General features: G+C 39.8%; 19 protein-coding genes, 1 tRNA gene and 1 pseudogene. 5 read left to right on the top strand and 16 right to left on the bottom strand.

Annotated features, from left to right (window positions below; translation table 11 throughout):
• The first annotated feature begins 583 nt into the window (after positions 1–583).
• The 3 genes from NSB03_RS01160 (at position 584) to NSB03_RS01150 (ending at position 5,214) form a co-directional block, all read left to right on the top strand.
• The gene (locus NSB03_RS01160) at positions 584–2,788 is read left to right on the top strand and encodes a sodium-translocating pyrophosphatase (RefSeq protein ID WP_242358823.1); all 2,205 of its coding nucleotides are present in this window, start codon (positions 584–586) and stop codon (positions 2,786–2,788) included.
• A 113-nt stretch (positions 2,789–2,901) separates the two neighbouring features.
• On the top strand, positions 2,902–3,504 hold the full coding sequence (rnhB, locus tag NSB03_RS01155) for a ribonuclease HII (protein ID WP_121765506.1): 603 nt from the start codon (positions 2,902–2,904) through the stop codon (positions 3,502–3,504).
• A 180-nt stretch (positions 3,505–3,684) separates the two neighbouring features.
• The gene (locus tag NSB03_RS01150; RefSeq protein ID WP_024986087.1) at positions 3,685–5,214 is read left to right on the top strand and encodes a DUF5723 family protein; all 1,530 of its coding nucleotides are present in this window, start codon (positions 3,685–3,687) and stop codon (positions 5,212–5,214) included.
• 120 nt (positions 5,215–5,334) lie between these two features.
• On the opposite strand, the pseudogene NSB03_RS01145 reads toward NSB03_RS01150, so the two are convergent.
• Positions 5,335–5,571, bottom strand: a pseudogene (locus tag NSB03_RS01145) (CorA family divalent cation transporter); the annotation flags it as partial.
• A 189-nt stretch (positions 5,572–5,760) separates the two neighbouring features.
• Between NSB03_RS01145 and gpmI the strand changes: the two are divergent.
• Both gpmI and NSB03_RS01135 read left to right on the top strand, forming a co-directional pair.
• Positions 5,761–7,275, top strand: coding sequence for a 2,3-bisphosphoglycerate-independent phosphoglycerate mutase (gpmI, locus tag NSB03_RS01140; RefSeq protein ID WP_024986089.1), 1,515 nt, complete (start codon positions 5,761–5,763; stop codon positions 7,273–7,275).
• Between the two features lie 66 nt (positions 7,276–7,341).
• Positions 7,342–7,923, top strand: a complete 582-nt coding sequence (locus tag NSB03_RS01135; protein ID WP_135038329.1) for a DUF3109 family protein — start codon at positions 7,342–7,344, stop codon at positions 7,921–7,923.
• Positions 7,924–8,344: 421 nt separating this feature from the next.
• Here NSB03_RS01135 and gyrB read toward each other — a convergent pair whose 3' ends face one another.
• The 15 genes from gyrB to NSB03_RS01060 all read right to left on the bottom strand — a co-directional run bounded on the left by gyrB (position 8,345) and on the right by NSB03_RS01060 (position 26,096).
• The gene (gene gyrB, locus NSB03_RS01130; protein WP_024986090.1) at positions 8,345–10,303 is read right to left on the bottom strand and encodes a DNA topoisomerase (ATP-hydrolyzing) subunit B; all 1,959 of its coding nucleotides are present in this window, start codon (positions 10,301–10,303) and stop codon (positions 8,345–8,347) included.
• Positions 10,304–10,501: 198 nt separating this feature from the next.
• Positions 10,502–10,756, bottom strand: coding sequence for a 30S ribosomal protein S20 (gene rpsT, locus NSB03_RS01125; RefSeq protein WP_024986092.1), 255 nt, complete (start codon positions 10,754–10,756; stop codon positions 10,502–10,504).
• Between the two features lie 42 nt (positions 10,757–10,798).
• A tRNA-Glu gene (locus NSB03_RS01120) sits at positions 10,799–10,870 on the bottom strand.
• Positions 10,871–11,154: 284 nt separating this feature from the next.
• A complete protein-coding gene (locus tag NSB03_RS01115) occupies positions 11,155–12,894 on the bottom strand; it encodes a PD-(D/E)XK nuclease domain-containing ATP-binding protein (RefSeq protein WP_257466152.1) in 1,740 nt (579 codons plus the stop codon).
• Between the two features lie 1,234 nt (positions 12,895–14,128).
• The gene (locus NSB03_RS01110; protein WP_024986095.1) at positions 14,129–14,878 is read right to left on the bottom strand and encodes a hypothetical protein; all 750 of its coding nucleotides are present in this window, start codon (positions 14,876–14,878) and stop codon (positions 14,129–14,131) included.
• An 82-nt stretch (positions 14,879–14,960) separates the two neighbouring features.
• Positions 14,961–15,650, bottom strand: a complete 690-nt coding sequence (locus NSB03_RS01105; protein ID WP_257466151.1) for a hypothetical protein — start codon at positions 15,648–15,650, stop codon at positions 14,961–14,963.
• A 161-nt stretch (positions 15,651–15,811) separates the two neighbouring features.
• Positions 15,812–16,897 carry a M12 family metallopeptidase gene (locus NSB03_RS01100; protein ID WP_024986097.1) on the bottom strand — a complete coding sequence of 362 codons (1,086 nt, stop codon included), beginning with the start codon at positions 16,895–16,897 and terminating at the stop codon, positions 15,812–15,814.
• Between the two features lie 43 nt (positions 16,898–16,940).
• Positions 16,941–17,273, bottom strand: coding sequence for a hypothetical protein (locus tag NSB03_RS01095; RefSeq protein ID WP_024986098.1), 333 nt, complete (start codon positions 17,271–17,273; stop codon positions 16,941–16,943).
• A 10-nt stretch (positions 17,274–17,283) separates the two neighbouring features.
• On the bottom strand, positions 17,284–17,856 hold the full coding sequence (locus NSB03_RS01090) for a hypothetical protein (RefSeq protein ID WP_024986099.1): 573 nt from the start codon (positions 17,854–17,856) through the stop codon (positions 17,284–17,286).
• A 5-nt stretch (positions 17,857–17,861) separates the two neighbouring features.
• The gene (locus tag NSB03_RS01085; RefSeq protein WP_128824193.1) at positions 17,862–18,947 is read right to left on the bottom strand and encodes an Ig-like domain-containing protein; all 1,086 of its coding nucleotides are present in this window, start codon (positions 18,945–18,947) and stop codon (positions 17,862–17,864) included.
• A gap of 56 nt (positions 18,948–19,003) precedes the next feature.
• The gene (locus NSB03_RS01080; protein ID WP_257466150.1) at positions 19,004–20,965 is read right to left on the bottom strand and encodes a PGAP1-like alpha/beta domain-containing protein; all 1,962 of its coding nucleotides are present in this window, start codon (positions 20,963–20,965) and stop codon (positions 19,004–19,006) included.
• Positions 20,966–21,030: 65 nt separating this feature from the next.
• Entirely contained in the window at positions 21,031–21,408 is a 378-nt protein-coding gene (locus NSB03_RS01075) for a BT3441 family protein (protein ID WP_257466149.1), read from the bottom strand.
• A gap of 159 nt (positions 21,409–21,567) precedes the next feature.
• Positions 21,568–23,265, bottom strand: a complete 1,698-nt coding sequence (locus tag NSB03_RS01070) for a BT3442 family protein (protein WP_024986103.1) — start codon at positions 23,263–23,265, stop codon at positions 21,568–21,570.
• Between the two features lie 322 nt (positions 23,266–23,587).
• Positions 23,588–24,565: a FimB/Mfa2 family fimbrial subunit gene (locus tag NSB03_RS01065; protein WP_121765492.1), complete on the bottom strand. Its 978-nt coding sequence runs from the start codon at positions 24,563–24,565 to the stop codon at positions 23,588–23,590.
• A 34-nt stretch (positions 24,566–24,599) separates the two neighbouring features.
• Positions 24,600–26,096, bottom strand: a complete 1,497-nt coding sequence (locus NSB03_RS01060; protein WP_135038408.1) for an Mfa1 family fimbria major subunit — start codon at positions 26,094–26,096, stop codon at positions 24,600–24,602.
• Positions 26,097–26,108: the final 12 nt, after the last annotated feature.

Genomic DNA, 26,108 nt, shown 5'->3' with positions numbered 1-26,108 from the left:
GGACGCGACAAGAAGAGCCGGGGTAAGTTAAAATATCAGCTATAAGATTATGACTGAAGAGAATTTAAACAGGCTCTAAACGGGCGTAAATAATTCCCATTCATATGGTTCCGGTTGTTTCGGGTATATTGATTCGCTTCTGTGCGGGGATGAATCAAAGCAGTATTGAAATATATCGGACCATGTACTTGACTCACTCAAGTCTCCTATATCATTTCATTGAGTGTAGTACTTGTTACGGTCAAGTCTCCTACTTGTTACAGCTAAATCTCCTACTTATAACAACTAAATTTCCTATTTGTTACAGCTAAATCTCCTATCAAATATAAAAAGTAAAAAACTGCCTTCAGCCGCTATCCCCTTCTACAAAGGCGTTTGAGAATAAAACTGAAACGGTTGAAACCGGATTACAGCATAAAATTTGGTAAGAGAGTTTTGGCTGGTTTGGATACGGATAATTGGAGATTTGGCTCATTCCTGCACAAAAATGAACATTATTCTATCAGAATCTTTCTTTCTTACTTGCTTTTGTCGTTTGATTTCCATAATTTTAGCCACCGTAAACCCTTAAAAAAATAATTCTATGGATAGCATTCTTTTCTGGCTGGTTCCGGCTGCTTCCGTGTTAGCCCTCTGCTTTGCTTATTACTTCCATAAGCAAATGATGAAGGAGAGTGAAGGTACTCCCCAAATGATAAAAATTGCCGCTGCCGTGCGCAAAGGCGCTATGTCTTACTTGAAACAGCAATACAAGATTGTAGGCAGGGTATTCCTGGGTCTGGTAATTTTGTTCTCAATTATGGCTTATGGCTTTCATGTTCAGAATGCATGGGTTCCCATTGCTTTCCTGACGGGTGGTTTCTTCTCCGGTCTTTCCGGTTTCCTTGGAATGAAAACGGCAACTTATGCATCGGCGCGTACCGCCAATGCCGCGCGCAGCTCGTTGAACTCAGGATTGAGAATCGCTTTCCGAAGCGGCGCGGTGATGGGACTGGTGGTTGTCGGCCTTGGTTTGCTCGATATTTCCTTTTGGTATCTGTTGCTGAACGCGGTAATTCCTGCCGACGCGCTCACGCCTACTCATAAACTCTGCGTGATTACCACTACAATGCTTACTTTCGGTATGGGAGCTTCCACACAGGCGCTTTTTGCCCGTGTCGGTGGTGGTATCTATACAAAGGCTGCCGATGTGGGAGCCGACCTGGTGGGTAAGGTGGAAGCCGGAATTCCTGAGGACGACCCGCGCAATCCCGCCACTATTGCCGACAACGTAGGTGATAACGTCGGTGACGTAGCCGGTATGGGAGCCGATTTATATGAATCTTACTGCGGTTCTATCTTGGCAACCGCTGCCTTGGGTGCTGCCGCCTTTATCCATTCTGCCGATACGGTGATGCAGTTCAAAGCCGTTATTGCTCCGATGCTGATTGCGGCAGTGGGCATAATCCTTTCTATTATAGGTATATTCGCTGTCCGTACCAAGGAGGATGCGAAGATGAAAGACTTGTTGGGCTCGTTGGCATTCGGAACGAATCTTAGTTCCGTGCTTATCGTTATAGCTACCTTCCTTATATTGTGGCTTTTGAAACTTGATAACTGGGCGCTGATTTCTTGTGCCGTGGTAGTCGGCCTGCTGGTCGGCATTGTCATCGGACGTTCTACGGAGTATTATACTTCCCAGTCTTATCGTCCCACTCAGAAACTGAGTGAAAGCGGAAAGACCGGTCCTGCCACGGTGATTATCTCCGGTATCGGTCTGGGCATGCTTTCTACGGCTATTCCTGTGATTGCCGTAGTCGTAGGCATCATAGCTTCTTATCTATTGGCTTCCGGTGGCGACTTTGCCAATGTCGGAATGGGATTGTACGGAATCGGTATTGCTGCTGTCGGCATGCTTTCTACATTAGGCATTACATTGGCAACGGATGCCTACGGCCCGATTGCCGATAATGCAGGCGGTAATGCGGAAATGGCAGGCTTGGGTGCTGAAGTCCGCAAACGTACCGACGCGCTCGACTCTCTCGGAAATACAACCGCTGCCACAGGAAAAGGTTTTGCAATCGGCTCCGCCGCACTGACTGGTCTGGCTTTGTTGGCATCTTATATTGAGGAAATCCGAATCGGCCTGACCCGTCTCGGCAGTGTGGACTTGACTTACTCGGATGGAAGCCCTTTCAACGTAGCGAATGCGACATTTATCGACTTCATGAACTATTATGAAGTGAACCTGATGAACCCGAAAGTTCTTTCGGGCATGTTCCTCGGTTCGATGATGGCCTTCCTGTTCTGTGGGCTGACGATGAATGCGGTAGGGCGTGCCGCAGGGCATATGGTAGACGAGGTACGTCGCCAGTTCCGTGAAATCAAAGGTATCCTGACGGGAGAAGCCGAACCGGATTACGAACGCTGTGTTGCCATCTCTACAAAAGGGGCACAAAGGGAAATGGTCGTTCCCTCTCTGGTTGCTATCATTACTCCTATCCTTACCGGGCTCGTCTTTGGTGTTCCCGGTGTGCTTGGTCTGCTGATTGGTGGTCTGAGCAGTGGTTTCGTATTGGCTATCTTCATGGCTAATGCCGGCGGTGCATGGGATAACGCAAAGAAATATGTGGAAGAAGGCAACTTCGGTGGCAAAGGCAGCGAAGTTCATAAAGCAACCGTAGTAGGCGACACGGTAGGCGATCCGTTCAAGGATACGTCCGGGCCCAGCTTGAATATTCTGATAAAACTGATGAGCATGGTAGCCATTGTGATGGCAGGGCTCACTGTTGCTTGGAGCTTGTTCTAAAAAAAGTAAGAAATAACCAAGAAAAAGGAGACGGAAAACGAGTCTCCTTTTTTTATTTCCTTTACCTTTGTGCTTGAATAAAAATAAGTTGTACCTGAATAAAAACGATAAAAATGCTATTACCTTATTTGAATGAGAATCTGATTGAAGCGGGATGCGATGAGGCAGGTCGTGGCTGTCTGGCAGGTGCGGTCTATGCTGCTGCCGTGATTCTTCCGAAGGACTTTAAGAATGAGTTGTTGAATGACTCCAAGCAACTGACGGAAAAACAGCGCTATGCATTGCGTGAGGTGATAGAAAAGGAAGCAATAGCCTGGGCGGTTGGTGTCGTTTCACCGGAAGAAATAGATGAGATAAATATCCTGCGTGCTTCTTTCCTGGCCATGCACCGTGCTGTCGACCAACTGACTACCCGTCCGCAGCATCTGCTAATTGATGGCAATCGTTTCAATAAATACCCCGATATTCCTCATACCACGGTAATAAAGGGAGATGGGAAATTTCTTTCAATAGCCGCCGCATCTATTTTGGCCAAAACTTATAGAGATGACTATATGAACCGTCTCCACGAGGAATATCCGTTTTACGATTGGAATCATAATAAAGGTTACCCGACGAAGAAACACCGTGCTGCCATTGCCGAACGTGGGACAACTCCTTATCATCGTTTAACATTTAATCTGCTGGGAGACGGACAACTTTCTTTGGGATTCTAGGTTTATTTGTTCTCTCCGAACTTGTAATTTCTACATTTTTTTGCAGAATAAGCACGATTTTGTTACATATAAGCCTGGTTTTGTTCTGTTTAGTATGAAAAGGTGTTGCTTAGTGCTTTTAATTGTTATTGAAATGCTATATATTTGCAAACGGTAACAAGAATTAAAAAGTTTAAAATCATGGCAACAAACAAGCTATTATGTTCTTTTAGAATTATTGGGGTATTTTCTATCATGTTGGTTTGCGCTCTTTCTGCAAATGCACAGTTCTTACGTACTTCTTATTTTATGGAAGGCACGCATTATCGTCAACAATTGAATCCGGCTTTGACACCGACTAAAGGGTATTTTAACCTTCCGGTAATTGGTGCCGTAAATGCAACGGTTGGTTCTACTTCGTTAGGATATCAGGATATCATTGATATTATTGATGATGGAGATGATTTCTATAAAAGTACGGACTTTATGAATCGTCTGAAAGATAATAATAAACTGAATGTAAACTTCAGCACAGAAATTCTTTCTGCCGGATGGTACAAAGGCAAAAACTTCTGGTCATTTAATATTGGTCTCCGTACGGATATTGGTGCGAACTTGACAAAATCTATATTCACTTTCTTGAATGAAATGGATGGATTTGAAGATAAAACATGGGAAAACCAAAAATATAATATTGGTGGACAACAATTGAATATAAATGCGTATACCGAGATTGGTCTAGGTCTTTCGCGACAGATAAACAATCGTTTGACTGTTGGCGCCAGAGTGAAGGCTCTATTAGGTATTGGTAATATGGAGTTGAAAATTAACAACGCATATATGAATGCTGTTTTGCCAGGTGAATCTAGAATAGCAGAATTTGAGCGAATGCAGATTACCAACCTTGCTCAGATAGAGGATTTAAAAAATGAAATTGGTAACTATAAGGCGGAGTTGGCTGTAGGTGCTACTTTGGAAAGCTCTTTTAAAGGACTTAATTTGACACAAGAACCAGGACAAGATTATATTAGCGATATAGAGTTTGAGGCTAAAGATATGGGTATTGCTGGTTATGGATTTGGTATTGATTTAGGTGCCTCATATAAAATATTGGATAATCTGACAGTCTCTGCATCCATTCTAGACTTAGGTTTTATTACATGGTCTAAAGGAAGTACACAAATAGCTAGTGCTAATGGTGGTATTGATATGAAAGGTCAGACTTATGTTGATCAGCTTTCTGCTATCAATCCTGCCGATCCTGATGCTTTGGCTCAAGCTCAAGCTATTATTAATGGTTTTTCAAACGAAGCGATGGATTATTTAAATCGTGTAAGTAATGGTGATGTACTTGATTATGAAATGTTGCAACTTAGAACGGAAGATGCAGCTAAATCTCGCAAATCTCGTCTGGCTTCTACATTAGTATTAGGTGCAGAATACGGTTTCTTCAATAACAAACTGGCAGTTGGTGGATTGTATACAACTCGTTTTGTACAGCCGAAAGCTATGACCGAATTGACATTCTCTGCAAACTATCGTCCGAAAAGCTGGTTTAACGTAGCTCTTAGTTACTCAGTAATTCAGTCAGCAGGTAAGTCTTTCGGTTTAGGTCTGAAATTAGGCCCATTATTTGTTGGAACCGACTATATGTTCTTAGGAAAGAACTCTAACTCTGTCAACGGATTCGTTGGAGTCTCTATCCCATTGGGTGGAAGAAAAGTAAACTAAAATAGAATTTAATTTCTCTCTCTAAACATTCTCTTTTAATTAATTCTCTATCGAAGTAAAAACGTATAATTTCAGCCTGTTATCTGTGACTGGATGACAGGCTGTTTTTTTATATCAGAATCATTTAATCTTCCTGAATATCACGAATGCCATTGTACACAATCCGATAGAGAAGAGTACAATCAGCGAGAAAGCGAAAGGCTCCTCTTTCAAATGAATCTCCACATTCATGCCATAGAAGCTGGCAATCAATGTCGGAAGCATCAGGACTATCGACAACCTTGTCATGCGTTTCATGATTGTATTCACATTATTCAAGATAATAGAGGCGAAAGCATCCATTGTTCCCGTGAGAATGTGAATGTCGCTGGAATTATTTCCCGCTTTCATCTTCAATGCCTGCCTGGCAGTATCCTGTTCTGCAAAAAGACTGAGACTTCCTTCGCCCGGCTACTGTAACTTAACATAGATTAAACGTTTACATAACCATCTTTTTCGTACCTTTGCGCCCGAAAATCAGAGTGATAATTTAAATATTGAAATATTATGAGCAAGAAAGCCCTTTTAATGATCCTCGATGGTTGGGGATTAGGCGACCAAAAGAAAGACGACGTAATCTTCAACACTCCCACTCCTTACTGGGATTATCTGACAACTACTTATCCTCATTCTCAGCTTCAGGCAAGCGGTGAAAACGTTGGCTTGCCCGACGGACAGATGGGTAACTCTGAGGTAGGTCACTTGAATATTGGTGCCGGACGCGTGGTTTATCAGGATTTGGTGAAAATCAATCGTGCATGTGCGGACAACAGTATCCTGAAGAATCCTGAAATCGTTTCAGCCTTCTCTTATGCAAAAGAAAACGGAAAGAGCGTTCACTTCATGGGATTGACTTCCAACGGTGGCGTACACAGCTCACTCGTTCACCTTTTCAAACTTTGCGACATCGCTAAAGAATACAATATCGACAGTACATTCATCCACTGCTTCATGGATGGTCGTGACACCGACCCGAAGAGTGGTAAAGGCTTTATCGAAGAACTTTCTGCACACTGCGAGAAATCAGCAGGAAAGATTGCTTCTATCATCGGCCGTTACTATGCTATGGACCGTGACAAACGTTGGGAACGTGTGAAAGAAGCATATGACCTGCTGGTAAACGGCGAAGGAAAGAAAGCTGCCGACATGGTTCAGGCAATGCAGGAATCATATGACGAAGGCGTGACAGACGAATTTATCAAGCCGATTGTAAATGCAAACGTTGACGGAACAATCAAAGAAGGCGATGTGGTAATCTTCTTCAATTACCGTAACGACCGTGCGAAAGAGTTGACCGTTGTGCTGACTCAACAAGATATGCCGGAAGCTGGTATGCATACAATTCCGGGGCTGCAATATTACTGCATGACTCCGTATGACGCTTCTTTCAAGGGTGTTCATATCCTGTTCGATAAAGAAAATGTTGCTAATACACTGGGTGAATATCTTTCTGCGAACGGCAAGAGCCAGCTTCATATCGCTGAAACTGAAAAGTATGCCCACGTGACATTCTTCTTCAACGGTGGACGCGAAACTCCGTTTGACAAGGAAGAACGTATCCTCGTACCTTCTCCGAAAGTGGCTACTTACGACTTGAAACCGGAAATGAGCGCTTATGAAGTAAAAGATAAATTGGTGGCTGCTATCAACGAAAATAAATATGATTTCATTGTAGTGAATTTCGCTAACGGTGATATGGTAGGCCATACCGGTATTTACGAAGCTATCGAGAAAGCAGTTGTTGCTGTAGACGCTTGCGTGAAGGATGTAATCGAAGCTGCCAAAGCACAGGATTACGAAGCAATCATCATTGCCGACCACGGTAACGCTGACCATGCTTTGAACGAAGACGGTACACCGAACACTGCTCACTCTCTGAACCCTGTTCCTTGCATTTATGTGACAGAGAACAAGGCTGCGACAGTAGAAGATGGTCGTTTGGCAGATGTTGCTCCGACTATCTTGAAGATTATGGGTATGGAAGTTCCGGCTGAAATGGATGGTAACGTATTGATTAAGTAATTTGGATTTCTATAACCGAGAGGGCGGAGTATAACTCCGCCCTTTTTGTCTCACATAAGTTTTAGTATGATACAGATTGGTGATGTAGTAGTGTCTCTTGATGTTTTTCAGGAAAAGTTTCTTTGTAACTTGGATGCTTGTAAAGGTGAATGTTGCATTGAGGGTGATGCAGGTGCACCTGTAGAATTGGAAGAGGTGGAGAAACTGGAAGAAGTGTTGCCGGTCATTTGGGATGAACTGGCACCGGAAGCTCGTGCGATAATAGAAAAGCAAGGCGTGGTATATACAGACGAAGAAGGCGATTTAGTAACCTCGATTGTAAATAATAAGGATTGCGTCTTTACTTGTTATGATGAAAAAGGATGCTGTTACTGCGCTATTGAGAAGGCTTATCGCGAAGGGAAAACAGACTTTTACAAACCGGTGTCCTGCCATCTTTATCCTATCCGGATTGGAGACTACGGACCTTATAAAGCGGTGAATTATCATCGTTGGGACGTATGTAAGGCAGCAGTTTTGTTAGGGAAAAAAGAGAATCTTCCTGTATATCAATTTTTGAAGGAGCCTTTAATCCGTAAGTTCGGTGAAGAATGGTACGAAGAACTTGAAGTAGTTGCCGAAGAACTGAGGAAGCAACATCTCATCTAGGATTTTCGTCTCTTACGGATGCAATATACCTGATATAGTAATATACACAGGGCTATTGCTATTCCGCATGACGGCGCAACCCATGCTTCCGGATGAATGATAATCAGGAAAATACAGGTGGTGATAACGCAGGAAGTCAGAACAATAAGAAACAATCTCATCTTTGCAAGTAAGGGCTTGGGAAGCGCAGTTTTTAATTTCATAGTTGCTGTTGTATTTGGTTTTTATGCAAGATAGTCATTTTGCCCGGAAATCGATTCTGTTGTTAGGTTTTATTAAGGGAAGAGTGTGTAAATTGGCTCAAAATACTGTTTAATTCCCGTCAGACAAAAGAAAAACGCCGATCGAAGGATTTTCCTTCGCCATCGGCGTTTCCTCGTTGTAAGATGTGAGGTTGGTTTATAAAAACGTAATATTAAAATTATGCATCGATATTTGCATACGTTGCATTCTCTTCAATAAACTCGCGGCGTGGTCCTACGTCTTCACCCATCAACATAGAGAAGATGTAATCGGCTTCTGCGGCATTATCAATATGTACTTGTTTCAGCATACGGTTTTCGGGATCCATAGTCGTTTCCCACAATTGCTGAGCGTTCATTTCACCCAAACCTTTGTACCGTTGTGTGTGGATTGCGTTTTCCGAACCGCCGCCATATGTATCGATAAATTTCTGGCGTTGTGCGTCTGTCCAGCAATACTCTTCTATTTTACCTTTCTTGCAAAGATAGAGTGGGGGAGTAGCGATGTACAGGTAGCCGTTTTGGATAATTTGCGGCATATAGCGGAAGAAGAACGTCATAATCAGCGTGTCGATGTGAGAACCATCGACATCGGCATCGGTCATGATGATAATCTTGTGATAACGCAATTTGTCAATATTGGCAGCTTTGCTGTCATCTTCGGTTCCGATAGTCACGCCAAGAGCTGTATAGATATTGCGAATTTCATCACTTTCCAAAGCTTTGTGGTACATTGCTTTTTCTACGTTCAGAATCTTACCGCGCAGCGGAAGAATAGCCTGGAACATACGGTTACGTCCCTGTTTGGCAGTACCACCTGCCGAATCACCCTCGACAAGGAATAATTCGCATTTAGTCGCGTCCTTATCCGAACAGTCCGCCAATTTGCCCGGCAGACCACCGCCTGACATCGGCGACTTGCGTTGTACCATCTCACGGGCTTTTCTTGCAGCGTGACGCGCAGTAGCAGCCAGAATCACTTTGTCAACGATGGCTTTCGCTTCCTTCGGATGCTCTTCCAGATAATATGCCAGAACTTCACCTACTGCCTGGTCTACAGCACCCATTACTTCGTTGTTGCCCAACTTTGTCTTGGTCTGTCCTTCAAACTGAGGTTCGGCTACTTTTACAGAAATAACGGCGGTCAGACCTTCACGGAAGTCATCTCCCGAGATGTCCACCTTTACCTTTTCCAACATCTTGCTGTCTTCAGCATATTTCTTTAGCGTGCGGGTCAGTGCGCGACGGAAACCTGCCAGATGAGTACCTCCTTCGATGGTGTTGATATTATTAACATACGAGTGAACGTTTTCAGAGAACCCGGTATTGTACATGATAGCTACTTCGATAGGAATTCCCTGCTTCTCTGAATTCAGGTAGATGACGTCGTTAATCAAGTGCTCGCGTGAAGACTCAATGAAACGTACGAATTCTCTCAAACCCTCTTCTGAATAGAACTGTTCGCTTTTGAAGCTGCCATCCTCATTTACTACCCGGCGGTCGGTCAGAGAAATACGCAGACCAGCGTTCAGATAAGCCAGTTCACGCAGGCGTGAAGCTAAAATCTTGTAATCATATACAGTTTCTGTAAAGATACTGCCGTCCGGCCAGAATTGTTGGCGGGTTCCTGTGATGTCGGATGTACCGACTTCCTTTACAGAATAAAGCGGTTTACCTATCTCGTACTCCTGCTGGTAGATTTTACCGTTACGGAATACTTGCGTTGTCATGTGGGTAGACAGTGCGTTCACACAAGACATACCCACACCGTGCAAACCTCCGGATACTTTGTAAGACCCTTTGTCGAACTTACCTCCGGCGTGCAAAACGGTCATGGCTACTTCCAATGCCGACTTCTTCTCTTTTTCGTGATAATCAACCGGAATACCACGTCCGTTGTCCTGTACTGTGATTGAATTGTCTTCGTTGATAGTCACTTCGATATGGCTGCAATAGCCGGCCAGTGCTTCGTCGATAGAGTTGTCAACGATTTCGTATACCAGGTGGTGAAGTCCCTTTATGCTGATGTCACCGATGTACATCGCAGGGCGTTTTCTTACTGCTTCAAGACCTTCCAATACTTGGATGCTATCCGCAGAATAAGACCCGTTATTGGGAGTGATTTGTTCTTCGCTCATAATTGTCTTTCTAACTTTAATAACAGAGCAAATATAGTGAATTTTGTCGACTTGGCGAAGAATAAACCGTGAAAAATAAAGAATGTAAGCGGATTCTTGGCTTGCTTGGCGGAGTTGATATTCACGTGTTTATAAACAAGAAAGGTCAAACTTTTAAAGTTTGACCTGATGCTATGTAGAATTGTTGAATTCTTATTATTAAGCAAGCTTGTTAATGTAAATAGCTAACTTGGATTTCAGATTGTTAGCTTTATTCTTATGAATTACATTTGTTTTAGCTAACTTATCCAACATCTTTGAAACGCTCGGATACATTGCAACTGCTTCTGCCTTATCAGTAGTTGTGCGAAGCTTTCTAACAGCATTTCTCATGGTCTTACCATAGTATCTGTTGTGAAGTCTTCTTGTTTCTTCTTGTCTGATTCTTTTCAGTGATGATTTATGATTTGCCATCTCGACTAATCTGTTTTTTAGTTCTTTTATTCTTTTTACTTGTAGCCCGTGGGGGAATCGAACCCCCCTTTCAAGAATGAAAATCTTGCGTCCTAACCGATAGACGAACGGGCCATCCTATTGTTGCATTTCTGCTTTTGCTTTCTCGAATCTGTGTTTGTTTCTCGATTGCGGATGCAAAGGTAGGAACTTTTTTTAAACTGGCAAACAATTCGCGAAAAAAAAACGAAGAAAATTTCACTTCTCTTCTATTGATGTCTTGTTATATGCTGATATTCAATAAAATAAATGCCTGCTTCATGAATGAAAAATTTTCTCTCTTCTGCAAGAAAGCTGACGGACATGTTTTCACATATACCTTATTATATATAAGGAATGAAAAAACTTCATGATGTTGTTCATGCTTCTTCTACTTTTACCAGTTTCCAGCCTTTAAACACTAAAGCGATACTCTTCAATTCTGTGGTTCTCTTATCTTGCAGAATCCATTCACTTGCTGCATACTGTTTCAGTTGTGTTTTGGCATCGACTGTCAATTTCTCTATTTCCATATCGGCGGCATCACGTTTGGCATATTTTACTTCAATACAGTAACTGTACGCCATGTCGGGAAGTTGCAGCAAGCGGGGCTGTAGAAAAATATCCGCGTATCCTTTGTTGCTTTCGTATTCGGGGCGGGCGATATAGTAGCTGTTCAGCCCCAGATAAGCGAGTATGAAAGCTTTTATGTGTGCTTCTCCTTCGATAAATTCTCGTATACTGCTTTGATTATCCAACTGGTTGGCAATATAGTTGAAATAAGGTTCCCAATTACCTTCGTAAGCCATGTCGTACATCAGGAAGTTCAGTTTATCCACATTCAGACTGAGCTTTGTCGCTTGTTGATAGATGTCGATCATGTATCCATAGAGTTGTTCACGAACAGTCTGGTTGGGAATGGAGAGTATATTCATCGGTCCTCGAGTACCGTTAATGGTGAGCATCCCATAATAATAGAGCAGACTTTTGAAATTCTCAACCTTGATAATATCTTCGGCCGGGAAACTATCGATGATAATTCCGGTGGTAACACCTTTTTCCACTATTTCTTGAACGACACTTGCGTTTTCTCCAAAAGTCTTGTCAACGTGGATAAGATGACGCAGCCTGTTGTAGTCGGTGCGAATGTTGGCGTCAAGCATATTGTTGGGAATACGTTTGTTCAGTAGATAGCGATTCATGAAGTAGAGTACCATGTCCGAGTTGTACATAGACGGTTCTTTCAATGCTTCTGTAGAGAAACAATAATTGTCGTACCAAGGTTTCATGGTTTCTATCAATTCGTCGGTAGAATGTGGCAACTCTGTACAGTTTTTATAATAATCTATTAAAGTGCGTACTTCGTGCTCATTGAATCCTATCATGTTATTGAATGCGGAATTACTACTATAATTATCTGCAATATTGAATCCGCTGGTAAGATCGTCCATAGTTACAGGACTGACTCCGGTAAGGAAAATACGTTCAATCACAGAATTTGAATAGTCTTTCACGATTTTGAGGAATCCGCGGAAAAATCCGTTCCCATGTGTGAAACTGTGATAACGTTCGTTCCCATAATCTACCAGGATATTGTTGGCAAAATTGTCATACTCATCAAGAATAAGGTAAATTTTGTATCCCTTATTTTGTGCGCTTTGGCATAGTGATCCCAATAAGGTGGCTCCCGTATTTAATCCACGTAGTTTCTCGACAGTTTTTTGTCCTAACAGATGAGCGTTTCTTTCTGCAAATCCATTCATTACTATTTTGCAATAGGTATTGAATGTCTCTTCCAGTCGTTCCATATTGGTAGCTACACTGCTGAAATTGAGTGTCAAGACCAGATACTTATTACGGTTGGACGTAGGGTGCTTGCCTATATATAATCCGCCGAAGATATCTTCGAATTTATCTTTTTTATTGATATCGTAGTATAGACCGAGCATATTCAGAAAAAGGCTTTTCCCGAAACGGCGGGGACGGACGAAGAAGAAAAAACGACTTGTTTTTTCTATCAAGGCAATAAAATGTGTCTTGTCTACATAGTAATAGTTATCACAGATGATAGACTCAAAGTCCGTCATTCCATAAGGTATTTTCTTTATTGCTGTATCCATAACCACTCTATTTTTATAGTTGAGAACAAAAATAGCTTATTTTCTTCGATTCGGCAATTAATGAGATGTTTATTCTTGTTCTTTATTCTGTTGCTTTACCGTGTGGATATGAGCTAATTCGATTTCAGAAATAAACACGCACTCCAAACAAAAGTTTTCACGATTTACCCTCATACCCTCATAAATTTCTTCAAAGCCTTTATTCATCGTAGCTTCAGCTATGAGAGCAGGGCATGATAGCACCCTGAGAGTAACTTTTGCTCTCAGGGTATTATCATCCCATCCCCCTATAAAACATAGGATATACTAACGGGATATTAACGTTATCTCTTCGGTATCCTTTCGTTAGATTACCGATATCACTAATTCGTCACGTCCGTGACAAATTTCTACCACGGATGTGAAGAGAACCTACCATGACCGTGACGAATAGTTACCACGGCCGTGGTTAGATAACAATACCGGTAATCTAATGAAAGAATACCGGCAGCCTAACGCAAGGATAAAGGCAAGATAACTAACACTTCCTTACTTCATAACTTATGTTTCCCTAAACAACATAGCCAGGGAACCCACATTCAAGCACAACGTACTGAAATAAGTTAAACAGAATAGAAAAGATTCAAAACCTGTACTGATTTAAGCCAATCCATCTGATATACTGATGACTCAAATATCCAATTATCCGAATCTAATCCTGTCGATGCTCACCAAGCGGGGATATAGATTCATCACGTGGGCAAAAGTGGGTGGCACATGGGCTTAGGGTTGTTTATCTGTGGGCTTAAAGTCATCGGTAGGTGGGCTGAACAGGACAGAGCTTCTATTCTGGTGAAACAGAGGCTCTGTTTAAATGAAATACAAGCTCCGTTTCGCTAAAACAGAACTTGCATTTATTGAATGAAGGCATATATGCTAGTACTTCCGGAAATCTTTTATCGCCAGAAACAATGATTTTACCATTTTCCAAACCATCATTCATTTCTATTTCATAAATTAAGGGAGAGTTTTCATCAGATAATGTTCTTGTTTGTCCCGAAGCATTAAGTCGATATTGGCTTTTTATACCCAAAGTTACTCCATTCGCTCTTGTTTCAGGACTGGCTGTAACTGATTTTTCTCATAATACTTTTTTATTTGCTTAATTTTATGTTTACTGTTTACCTTGTCTTAGTTTTAATACTTGGTTACAAGTATACAAGATGTTAATAGTAACAGTTTCATTTTATTGCAATCAATCAAAAATAATTCCTCCTGGTGGAATTATTCCATTATTCTTCCAAACATGATTAACCTTTACTTCTGTGATACCGGCATCAGGATATCGCCGTTGATATTTTTCTGTTTTATCAGCTTCTATGATATATCCGTGTGACATTCCAGTTGCAAATTTGAAACCATATTTTTCTTTTTTTCCGTCATACATTAAGGTTAAAGAAGTAAGGTTCCATTCGTATGAACCTTCATATGATACTTCTGAAGAAGTTTTTATTGTGAACTTTCTCGTATCCTGATTAAATGTATAAGTTGCGCCAATAAAAGGTTCACTTTCTTCTCGCAATTCTTTTTCTATTTCCGGGGGGATTCTTAGGTCTGTTGCTTTTATAGTTATTCCCGGATATCCAGGGCTACCTTCTTTTAATGGAATCCCCCAATCTATGATTTCCGGGCTGCTGAAATATTTTACATATACGAATATCTCACATAATATTTTATCATTATCCAGAAGCCGTATCATGGTACTTCCACTTTTGTGTGTAGTGATGCAGATACCTGTTTTATCAATAGTTGCAGTTGCAATTTCTTGATCTTCAGACTGTAGTGCACAGTTGCAGTGGGTTAAGTCAGTTTCGATACTGATATGTGACGTTTCTCCTTCCCATATGGAAATCGATTTCTTTTCCGGTTCGTATGGTTCTTCCTTGGAACAACCATACGAGACTATAAATAATGATGTGATAAGTAAAAAAATAGCAAATCTCATATTTCTATTGTTTTTTGAGATTACTTGTTAAGGGCTGTTTGAAGACTCAAAACTTATAAATTATTAGTGTTTCGTCTATCTGTTAATAAGTATCTGTAAATCGCACTAATCCAGACGCTTCACCACCTACTGGCCCATTAGCAGAGAAATTCCAGGAATACGATGATTGTCCCCCGTTAGTAATCCACCAATAGCGATTGACATTTCCATGAGTAATGCTTGAGCTATACATCGTAAATGTGTTGCCATAAGAAGAAGTACCTGTATAGCAAGTAAATGATGCCTGCCAGTAGCCGCTACAGTAATCAACCGAGAATAAGCTCGTAACCTTGTCTGTCGCTTCGAAAGAGACATCAGAAATGCTCCAATTTCCTCCGTAAAACGACAGTGAAGGATAACCGCGGGTAGTAATGAAACTATTGTTTGATGCTTTCTCATCCTTAAAAGAAAGCTCATTACTATTGCCGATAGTATAGGATTTAAACTCCTTTTCTGTAGAAAGCAACAAGGTAGTAATCTCTCCTTTACGAATACTTTCTTTTATCTTCTTATTCAACTCATCGAGATTTTCAAATATCGGTACGAGATTGTCTTTTGAAATTCCTTCAGCCTGAATGATGCTGTCGGTTATTGATGCATAATACGAATAGTTGACCGTGTCAATTGTCACAAACTTATTCACAATGCGCAAATCTTCTGCAAGTGTGTGAGGGATCACAGATTTGTGAATTTCCACATCCTCATACCTGTCTGTACAACTAAAAGTTGTCATTGCTGCAACAACAAGCAGCAAAAATAAAATTCTTTTCATGTTTAATTCTTTTATGTAAAATTGATTTAATTATTTCATCTCATGAAAACAGCGCAAAGAATAGATATTAGTAGAATATTTTTCAATGTACTCTCCTGTAAATATCATTCTCATTATATAAATTACCAGGGTTTTTGTGACATTCCCCCTGTTGACGGCTTATATGCACCATTATTCAAATATCTTTCAAGCTCTTGGATTTCTGAAGGAGTAAGTTGCCTGTTATTTCCATCAAATACGACATCGTCCAATTCTCTGTAAACGTCTGTTCGGGCTTTATACGGTAAATAAAAATAGTTGATGAACATTCGGTCCAAATCAGATAACTCTGTATTAACTGGAAGTTCATTATCGCTTTTATCTGTAATGGTTTTAGCTCCATTGGCACTAAAATCATAAGAGCTGGCTAAAGTAATTGAGTTCCAGTCAAATGAACCACGTGCATAATAATTTTGAGTAATCTTGTCGAAATGAAATCTATTAGCTGGTTGGATATTATTTGTATAAACGTTGATATAAGTATCCCGGTCATATCTTTGTTGCTCATTATACATACCTGCAACATTACATAATGCATGTTTGACAAATCCTACAACGCCGTCAATCTTATAATTGTTAAAATTGTTTTTCATATCCCAGGGTATGTTTATATATTGTTCTCCTCCTATACGTCCCACATCAGATGAGCCAGATTGTCCCAGTGGGGCCATTTGTATCCGGACATTAGGATATGCAAATCCATAGATTGGATCTGTTACAGGATCATCGATGGCATTATAAAACCTTATATTTGTTTGTTTTTCAATTTCTGATATAGCTTTGATTACACAAGAACGTAATGGCGCTTCATCATAATCTTCAATATTTCCTATAATTAGTCTTATCATGGTCCAAAAACGATTCTGTTGAGGATTCACACCGAATGCTCTTGTTTGAGATTCTGGTAATAATGGTTTAAAAACTCCGGCTGTCGGAGCAAGTGTGGGGTCAATAAGAGTATTAGATGAATTATCTAATTCATTTTCTAGATATGGGCTTCCTGTTTTTTCCCAATTAGCCAATTGTTGTTGTGTGTATACAGTTTCATAAATGGCTTTTGGTTCATTGACTATACTTTTTTGTTCAGTTGTAGTGTACGTGTCATCACTACAAGAAGAGATTAGCCCGATGACCACAATGGCTTGCAGATAAAATTTGATGTTTTTCATATCTATAAAATTTAAATGTTGATAATATAGAGAATGATATTTATTAGTGTTCTTTATTATCCTTGTTCATGTTTGAGACAATTTCAATATACTTCTGATACATGTCATCAGATATTGATAATTGCTTTGCTTCTTCAAGTGATAAATCCAAAACATAAATTGAGTTTTTATAGATGATTCTATCTGATATAATCAAATCTGAATTTGTTTGCATCATATATTTTATATTTAAACTATCTTCCGGGAGTTCACCAACGGTTCTAATTGAATCGACTTCCGCTGCATTGCCATTAAACGGTTTGTCTGGCAAGATATCATTGTCTGCGCACGACGCAATCAATATGATAAACATTAATGTTTGAATTATTTTTTTCATAATAATGAATTTATTGGTGTTTTTCTACTATAACTTGGAAGTTGCCTTCTAAAATTAATGGCTTGCATGCATTATCACCGATGTCTTTTGTTTCAGCTCTTAGCTTGCCGAACATCTCATTCTGCGTTTCATCATAAGAAGATATTATCATATACCCCTCACCAAAACAGGTGTTCCAAGTTTGCATATTTGTAATTTCTAAATAAGATGTCCTATGTAGGAATATATCTTCTGTTTCTGGAGGAATGGAAAATGTAAGTTTTTTGTTAATCATATCTGGTGTAAAATTCCAGATAGTGCATCTGACATCATATTGGGGCCATTCTTTTGTATCATCTTTAGGTACTAAAGACGAATAAAAAATTAATTGACTGCTCCCATCGTAATTTGAGTAATAATCCATATTGGGCGTATAACTCTGCCACGGCAGAAATACCTCCGGGTTATCGAAATATGGAATATTGTTAATAGTGCATTCAAACTTATGCCAAAATCGCCAAGCGCCATCTTTTTTGCATCCGTATAATAAGATAGAAGCAGATGTAATAATTATTGAGCAGATAATTTGGTTTATGTATTTCATGTCTTTTAATTATTAGGATAGTTAGACTTATACATTATTGTAAAAGGTGTTTGTTGTACGATTTCACCATCGAAGTTGAGAAGCTGCAATTTGTAAATCATAACCTTCCCGTCTGGAGATGAAAGAATGCGTTCTTTTTCAGATGGTGGTATTATGTCACGTATATACCCTTTTCTTTTCCACGGAATTCCTCTCGGCACATTCTCATCATTTATGACAATTGCGGCAACAGGACTCCATTCTGCATTAGAGAACTCATCATAAGTCTCGTCTCTATATTTTAAAGGCATGGTCACAAAATCATAAAATAACTCTATGCCTTTGTCATTAAACAAACGCCCGTCTTTATTAAAGACTAATGTCTTATAAGTTAAATCATAAATATCTTGTCCGGAAATTCTAACAAATAGCGGAGCACTCTCATTACCTTCGGAATCTATGATTTTTAAATAAACAGTTGTGTTGTCATTATCTTCCAGAGTACTTATGTGAAGTTCCGGTGATTCGGATGTAAACCAGACTAACGGTTGGTCGTTTGTTTTAATTCCCCATTTGTACAGTAGAACATTCTTGTATTTATTCAAGAATTCTGCATATTGCGAATCAATACATTTTGATTTTATTTCGTAAAATCCGGGCTTTCTAATTGCATCTTCCAAGACAAATCTCGGAGTACCCACCATGACTTCGATGCTGGATTCTAATGAGTTTCCTCCTTTGGCAGTGATACGTACAATACCATTGCCGGTTACTGTAAGAATCCCGCTTTGATCTATTGTTGCTATGTCCGGATTATTTGTACTCCACTCGATATTATATATACTCTTGCTGTTTACGATATATCGAGAACCGTTAAAACCCTGTTTAGGTCCTATTATACCAAAGTCTAATTGGGCGTTGAGCCATTCAAGTACTAGTGGAGGTAAATCAATGTGTTTACTTGACAGACCTGCAAACTTGTATATATTTGCGCCAAAAGGGCTGTTGTCGATGTCAGGACTTTGGAGGAACATATTGGGGGTCGGATTCTGCTGTCCATGTCCAACGCATAAAGCACTGGATGTTGGTATAAACGGAATTGAATTCCACATTGATACATTATAGTCATATTTGCCTACAATAGGGATGCCGTCCTCTTGGTTTCCTTCTATCTTTTTTTTGCTTCTGCTAAATCGTAGTATGAACTAGGATAAGTATCATAAAGCAAATTACTATTCATGTGGGCTGCATAAGAGAATATGGTATGTCTTACATCGACTAGCCATAAACACTTCTTGATATATCTCAAATTAATATTGGTAACTTTTCCACCGAATGAAGTTCCCGGATTTATTTCTACCAAACCTTTAATTGTCGTTTTTCCGGGAACAAGGTTTAGAAGCCCAACCCATATATCGTTTAATCCCCATGCTAAAACGGGACTAGTCAACCATCTGACTAAGGGAATGAGACCGATTAAGTCAGAAGATGCTGAAAAATCAACTTTTAAATATGATGTTGGTAATGTGTTTACGAAATAGCTTCCGTTAGCTATAGCCAGCATTCTGAATTCACGCCCATTATCACCTCGTGGAAAGCCTAATGTTGCTAATTCGTTTTGCCATATATAATGCTCTGAATTATTTAATTCTCCTCCATAATCAACATAATTAACTAGCAGTTGTTTTGCAGCATGGCTATGAGCTATCTTTTCAATAGCTGTAAGCAATGTTCCACTATCGGCATATTTATCAGCAAAATGTCCTATCGTTTTTTTGTTTTCTAGAAATGAACTCAGGCCATACAAGGCATAGAGGGCCCCCAGAGGTACATTGGCTCCCAAGTGTGGGGAGTCATGGCTAATATAAAGAGATACTTGATGTTCCATACCAGCATCCTCCATTTTTCTCAAAGCATACCTCGCTATCACTCCTCCCATGCTTTGTCCTAGTATTACATTTGTTGCTATATTTTCTTGGTTATCTTTTTGAGCATTAACCCATTGAATTACCTTTATGAGGGTATTTGCGTTTGCCTGAATATACTCTTCGCTGTAGTCCCAATCTACGTAAACAATATCATAATTAAGATATAAATCAGGGCAATATATGCCTTGATCTCTGATATAGTTTTTATAGAAGCTAGCCATTGTGGTACTTCCTTTATTGATGACTGTACCATCTTTTTTTCTTGTGCGGGGATCAAAACCTTCAACAACAATAAAAGGTTTTTTAATTCGTCCTGTGTGATTGGATGGAGCATAGGCAACAAATACTTCTGCTTTAGTTTTCAAGCCTCTGTACGGTTCACCGGTTATTATTGCTTGAGGATAATTAAGATAGTAGTCGTTTGCCAAAGACCTAGTAAGTGTGTTACCGATAACCTGTATTTTAGTATGTGATAGTAGTTGCTTACCGTTTGTTAGGGTTATTCTTAGCTTGATATCTTTAGTTCCATCAGTTGTATAATTTTCTGTGATTGCACTACCTATATTGATTGATCTATAACCACTGCCGGTATCAATTTCTATTGTTCTGCAAGAAAGATTAGTGAACCAACAATTTGGATCTAATTTAAATGATACCGATGATGAAGTCAGGATGCTATCTTGACCGCAAAATCCAACTACATATCGAGTTTCATAAGGGTTTTGCCATGTGCCATTCTTATAATTATCACTTACTTTCCCGTTATTATATTGGATGAGATTATCTGTAAGTGCATTAGCTTTGATTACTGAATATTGATAGGCTAAAGCACTTATCGTTAATGTGCTAGGACTGCTGCTGGCGCTATTCTGTTTAACCAATATGTTTCCAACGTCTTCAAAGGGTTTTATGGTAACAGCAGAGGATCTGATTGTGCGGAGTAACATTTCATAAGTCTGCCTATCTATGCTATTTGTTTCGGTCAAACTGGAACCGTCGAAACGATCCATGTCTACCAGTTCAAAAGCGAAGTCACGTAACAAACCGTGTGGAACTTTCGATTTATCTAAAGTTCCGAACATGTTATCAAGGAAAGTGCGTACTTTTTCATTTTCTTCCACAGCTTGTCCATATGCGTGAGCAACGCTGGTTATAATTAATAGGAGAATAATCCCGTAACGGATAATAATTTTTCTCATCATATCCACTTCTGATTAAGGTTGAACTGTATGTGTTAACGTCCTCTGTGCAATATTTGAAATATCAGCTATTCGATATCAAACTCTCCAATGAGAGTCATGTCTTCTTCTATATAAAGAAGTTCATAATGACCTACTTCAATATCTGCCAAACTAATCTTGTAAGTTTCTTGCTCATTAGGAGCCAATAACACATCTTGGAAGATAATATTTTCCTGCTGATCCTTTACTTGGAAGATAACCTGATTATCTACGTTTTCTATAAAACGTACTTCAATGTAGTTTTCATCAAGAGTGGCTTCTATAGGTATAGGAACAATTCTTCTATGCTGGGTCTGCCATTTTTTGAAAACTAAACGTTTACTTTTGTGTTTTGATAGATTGTTAGGATCCATGGCAATGAATGGAATACTAATCAGAAGTAGTAAAATGCTAAACAGTCTCATATCTTTAAATATTTTTTGCAAAGTTATGGCGATATGAGGTATAGTGCAAATAAAAGCAACTTTTTGACGTAGACAGACTGACGTTGATAATCAGAGAGTTATCTTTTGTTGCATGGACAGGAAATTATTTAAGAGATTATTTTCTGTTTGCAAAAGCGCTTAACGCATATTTTCGATTAAATATTCACGTAATGACAACTTGTTATTGAGTAATTCAATTCCCAATTTTTGTCTAAGTCTGAATCGTTTTTTTCTTGCCGATTCGACTGCAATGTTGAGCAATTTTGCTTCAGCATTCGTATCAAACCCTAACATACAAAAGCAGCAATACATAAATTCTTGTGTTTGTAAATCTGGGCACAGATTATATATGTAACTACGGAAATTGGGGTAGATATCCGTTATTTCATTCGCAATCAGTTTCCATTGCTTATCTGTTATTAATGGGCTATTATTTCCGGGTTTATTTTGATTAGCTAGATGCGTTAGCTCTTTAAACAAGGGCGACTTTATCAGGATTTTATTTTGTAGTTCTTTATAATTAGTGGCAAGAAGGAAAATTTCTTCTTGCATTTTATTATATTTTTCATCTTTTTTCTTAAACGTGTCTAATAACTTTCTTTTTTCTTCCAATTCTAATGAGGCATAGAGTAAATCTATTTTTATCTGGTGCAATTCATCTTGTTGCTTTTGGATTTTTTCTTTTGCTTTCTTGCGGTATAACAAGTATCCTACCATTATTAATAGTAGTGTAATAATGCAGATAATTGAAATGATGATGTAGCCTTGTTGTCTAATTTTTAGTCTGTCTACTTCTTTGCTGATTTTTAGGTGATTATATTTGGATTCTATATCCAGTATTTTAGATTGGCTATCTGCATACACAATAGAATCTACCATATCAACATATTCTTCCAAATTGCTGAGAGCTTCTTTATAGTTTTTTTCTGCATTATAGATTTGATAATATAGATATTTAATGCTACATGCATATTCAGGATTATCCTGTGGCATCTGGAATAATAATTCTTTGGCTTTATTTATAGAATCAGATTCAGTGTATAGGTCTATCAGTGCAATATAATTAGGCATTTTGTTTCTTCCTCTTGCCAATGCTTTGAGAAGATATGTTTCTGCTTCATCGTATTTATTCTGCATTGCATAAATGTTGCCTAGGGTATTATTTATTGATGAAGTAACTTCTACATCTTTGGTGTTGGCTGCTACAGAATCAGCAATAGTTAGAATCTCTAATGCGAGATTTAGTGAATCTATTTGCGCATATTCACGTCCTACGTCTCTTAAAGCACAGGCATAACTGTCAGTATTATTTTCTTTTTTGAAGTATTCGGCAGCAGTCTCATATCTTTTGATAGCTTCTGTCCGCATGAATCTTTCTCTGTACAAGTCGCCTATATAGTCATAGGTATATCCAATGAGATTATTAAGCTTATTCTTTTCTGCAATATTCAATGCATCGGTATATATTGACATAGCTCTATCATAATCTCCGTCAGCAAAATAGGAACGACCTAAATAAATCAGAATTTGCACTTGTTCATCAGGACTACCATGCGAGGAATACCAGTCATAAGCCCTCTCTAATTGGTAAGTTGGGAGGATGGTGGTGAAGATCTCGTCTGTAATCTTTCCTGATAACATACACCAGCGTGCAAAGGTTTTATCGTCTAGTTTTTCAGGAGATGATATGCCTTTTAGTAGGTTGGATGCACTGTCAGGATTGATGGCAATGGTCTTTTCTACTTCATTTAGTAGCCTGTCAGATACGGATTGTTGTTTGTTGCATCCTGATACCAGAAATGTAGATATGAACAGTATATAGATAAGTTTTCTCATTAGTTTCTATTATTTTGTTTGTAAAAGTAGCCTTTTTCTGTATGATGTTATTGATACAGAGGATTATTCTTGAAAAATTATTTATATTTATCATTTCAGTTATCTATAAATAAGCAGTGCATCCAATTCCTCGCTTGGAATGGATGCACTTAACACAAACAAACAATAAAACGGCCTCTCAAGGGGGTGCCGTTTTATCGGGCATTTTGCATATAGTGGGAAACATTATATGCGAAGAGGGCTAAAAGCCCGCTCGGATACTTCACAGTAGCCTTTTTATATCTCACCTATATATTGTATAAATACTTATTTCTCGGATTTTCTACGACTCCAATTCCGAATTATTCAGGCGTATAGTCCATCCGTTTACTTTCATTAGCGGACAGAGTTGCGGAATCCCCGTATCTGATGATTGGATAAAGAACAGGAGTGTATAAGTATCCTGACGGTCAAGATATTCCTGGTCGCTTATATCACCTATATTATCGGGATAGATTTTTGATAACAATAAATATTGGGTGAGTGGTAGATGCAGGATAATCTTTCCACTGGGTATATGCTTTATAGATAATGTTGTGTTGTCTCCCTTCATGATGCGCAGCGTATTCAATCTGGCATGAATGACGGGAATCTGTTCGGACGTTACGGACACTTCCTGCCGATACGGCAGGTAGCAGACCGGAGTTGGTCCGACAGGAGTATTGGTATAGTCTATCACACCGTTGGCGGATTCCAGGTTGAAGGCAAAGTCCTCTTTCCGTAGAGGGAGATTGTTTTCATCCTGGAGAATGCATGAGAAATCATTCGTGTTTTTCACCAGTTCGGCGGTGATGACTTGATACTCTTCACTGATAGTGATATTTTCAAGGCTACTGTAAAAAAGTGCATTCAGTTTCCTGGCCGACTGGTTCTTTTCGTCACATGCCAACGATATATTCAGAGACTTTCGTTCCGTCTGTCCAGCTTTGAGATTTGGGAGCTGATACAGGTTGTCGGATGCTCCTCCCCATATGAGCAGATGATAAGTGTCTTCGGGAAACGGCACTTTTACCATGCAGTAGCCTTGATGTAATGTTATACTGTCTACGTCCAGCCGGTCCACATACTTGCCATTTTTGTCGAAGGCAAAAATGGTGATGTCGCCTACCTGCGTAGACGCGGCGTCCACGTTCAGGATATTATAGGTGTACGATATTTTCAGCCAGGTTCCTGTAGGACAGTCTGATAAGTCGTCGTTCACCCAGTCACAGGACGAGAACAGCGCGACAACGCAAATAATATGTAGTAGAAATGAACGCATTGAATTTGATTTTAGTTCGGGTGGCCGACGCTGCTTATTCAAGTTCTACATCCTGATTACGTATGGCCCATGGAAAAACATTAATATTGATATCCACTTCGGCTTTGTATTCGTCCGGTTGTTCCGGTTTGATGTAAGGTTCGCCGCTGCCGAGTCCTGCCACTTTACTGATAGACAGGCGGTATATGTTGTTACGTACGATGCCGAATTCCATTACGCCCATTTCCGTGGAGTTGTTATCATCCTCGTGCTTAATCCAATAGTTATAGTAACATGCATAGTTTTCAGTCTTTTGGAAACGTTTGATGCTGTATTGGGCAAGGGCTTTTGTATCCGAATTGTCTGTGATATCTTCAGGCAAGTTATTCAGAACTAGTTTGCGGATAGCATCCACGCTGGTGTAGAAGTTGTAGTTGAAGTAGAACAACTTGGTTGGCCAGTTGGAAGAATTGCTTATATTGTCACCGTTTTCGTCGAAAACGCGATCGGTAGCAATGTCCATGCTGGCTTTGAACATTACTCCCGTGCTATATGCATTCAATTGTGCATTGACAAACATACAGTTCTCCAGACAGTAGATGTGTGACCAACTCTTGGCTGGTTTCATGCCTGCCCAGTTGCTGTCGTTGATATCCAAGTTAACCAATGCTTGTGCGAAGAAGCCGTCGGCATTGGTGAAATCTTTGGCGCCTTCCACTGTTTTCTTGAAGAAATAAGGGTCGATTACGTAGCCATTATTATCATTGATATTGCCGAAGTTTTCGTCCGTGTATGCACCCGGTTCCTGGAATTCGTTCAGTACGGCTGTGTGGCGGAATGTATAGAACTGTGTTGCCAGGTTCAACATTCTGAAATTATTGAGTTTGATGGTACAATAAACCTTTCCGGAAGGGTCTTTCAGCGGGAAAGTCTCCTGTTGCTGCGTCAGTTCGACCTTGGCAACGGCACGTTCAAGACCGATAGTTACACTAGTCACCTTGTCCGAATCGGTGGGCTTGCTCACTTCCACATTCAGGTTGGCAGCACCACGGTTGGTCATGACAAATCCGCTTTCGGGTACGCTTGGGATTTTTCCTGTACTATATGTAATGCCGTCGACAGCATTCAGGAAAGCGTCTTGTGTGCTGATATTTCCGGTGACAGCCTTTCCGTTGGCGATGGCGAAGATGTTGTAAGTACCCGGATTGACTGTGATTTTGTCAGCGGTGTACTGTATTTTCTGACCGTCCATACCGGTCAGGCTGATGTTCTTCAGTTCCTGTTGGTCTTTGAAGGTTTTGGTTGTCGAGTCGAACAAGTAGACCGTCAGGCTTTTGACTGCATATTCCTCTTTCGACCCTACCTCTGTAAGCCCCGATGACTCGGCGCTGCGGGTGAGGGCTACGTTAGGAATTTCGAAGGATAGGGCAAGGTTGCCGTTTGATTCTGTAGGAATCTCGTCGGAAAAAGCTACGTCTGCATCATTGATGCAACTGTACTGTGTAACTGCTGCAAACAGGAGCAGCGACATTAACTGATTGAATCTTTTCATTTTACTGTGATT

Origin of the sequence: Bacteroides acidifaciens, from assembly GCF_024623065.1 — a bacterium.
Lineage (GTDB): Bacteria > Bacteroidota > Bacteroidia > Bacteroidales > Bacteroidaceae > Bacteroides > Bacteroides acidifaciens.
This window is presented reverse-complemented; position numbering and strand designations above follow the sequence as displayed.

Excerpts from the sequence above, each read along its gene's own strand:
- NSB03_RS01100 (WP_024986097.1), bottom strand. The coding sequence starts at position 16,897 with ATGAAAAACATCAAATTTTATCTGCAAGCCATTGTGGTCATCGGGCTA.
- NSB03_RS01160 (WP_242358823.1), top strand. The coding sequence starts at position 584 with ATGGATAGCATTCTTTTCTGGCTGGTTCCGGCTGCTTCCGTGTTAGCC.
- NSB03_RS01105 (WP_257466151.1), bottom strand. The coding sequence starts at position 15,650 with ATGACAACTTTTAGTTGTACAGACAGGTATGAGGATGTGGAAATTCAC.
- NSB03_RS01060 (WP_135038408.1), bottom strand. The coding sequence starts at position 26,096 with ATGAAAAGATTCAATCAGTTAATGTCGCTGCTCCTGTTTGCAGCAGTT.
- NSB03_RS01110 (WP_024986095.1), bottom strand. The coding sequence starts at position 14,878 with ATGAGATTTGCTATTTTTTTACTTATCACATCATTATTTATAGTCTCG.
- NSB03_RS01150 (WP_024986087.1), top strand. The coding sequence starts at position 3,685 with ATGGCAACAAACAAGCTATTATGTTCTTTTAGAATTATTGGGGTATTT.
- rpsT (WP_024986092.1), bottom strand. The coding sequence starts at position 10,756 with ATGGCAAATCATAAATCATCACTGAAAAGAATCAGACAAGAAGAAACA.
- gpmI (WP_024986089.1), top strand. The coding sequence starts at position 5,761 with ATGAGCAAGAAAGCCCTTTTAATGATCCTCGATGGTTGGGGATTAGGC.
- gyrB (WP_024986090.1), bottom strand. The coding sequence starts at position 10,303 with ATGAGCGAAGAACAAATCACTCCCAATAACGGGTCTTATTCTGCGGAT.
- NSB03_RS01095 (WP_024986098.1), bottom strand. The coding sequence starts at position 17,273 with ATGAAAAAAATAATTCAAACATTAATGTTTATCATATTGATTGCGTCG.
- NSB03_RS01085 (WP_128824193.1), bottom strand. The coding sequence starts at position 18,947 with ATGTGGAATTCAATTCCGTTTATACCAACATCCAGTGCTTTATGCGTT.
- NSB03_RS01075 (WP_257466149.1), bottom strand. The coding sequence starts at position 21,408 with ATGAGACTGTTTAGCATTTTACTACTTCTGATTAGTATTCCATTCATT.
- NSB03_RS01115 (WP_257466152.1), bottom strand. The coding sequence starts at position 12,894 with ATGGATACAGCAATAAAGAAAATACCTTATGGAATGACGGACTTTGAG.
- NSB03_RS01090 (WP_024986099.1), bottom strand. The coding sequence starts at position 17,856 with ATGAAATACATAAACCAAATTATCTGCTCAATAATTATTACATCTGCT.
- NSB03_RS01065 (WP_121765492.1), bottom strand. The coding sequence starts at position 24,565 with ATGCGTTCATTTCTACTACATATTATTTGCGTTGTCGCGCTGTTCTCG.
- NSB03_RS01080 (WP_257466150.1), bottom strand. The coding sequence starts at position 20,965 with ATGATGAGAAAAATTATTATCCGTTACGGGATTATTCTCCTATTAATT.
- NSB03_RS01135 (WP_135038329.1), top strand. The coding sequence starts at position 7,342 with ATGATACAGATTGGTGATGTAGTAGTGTCTCTTGATGTTTTTCAGGAA.
- NSB03_RS01070 (WP_024986103.1), bottom strand. The coding sequence starts at position 23,265 with ATGAGAAAACTTATCTATATACTGTTCATATCTACATTTCTGGTATCA.
- rnhB (WP_121765506.1), top strand. The coding sequence starts at position 2,902 with ATGCTATTACCTTATTTGAATGAGAATCTGATTGAAGCGGGATGCGAT.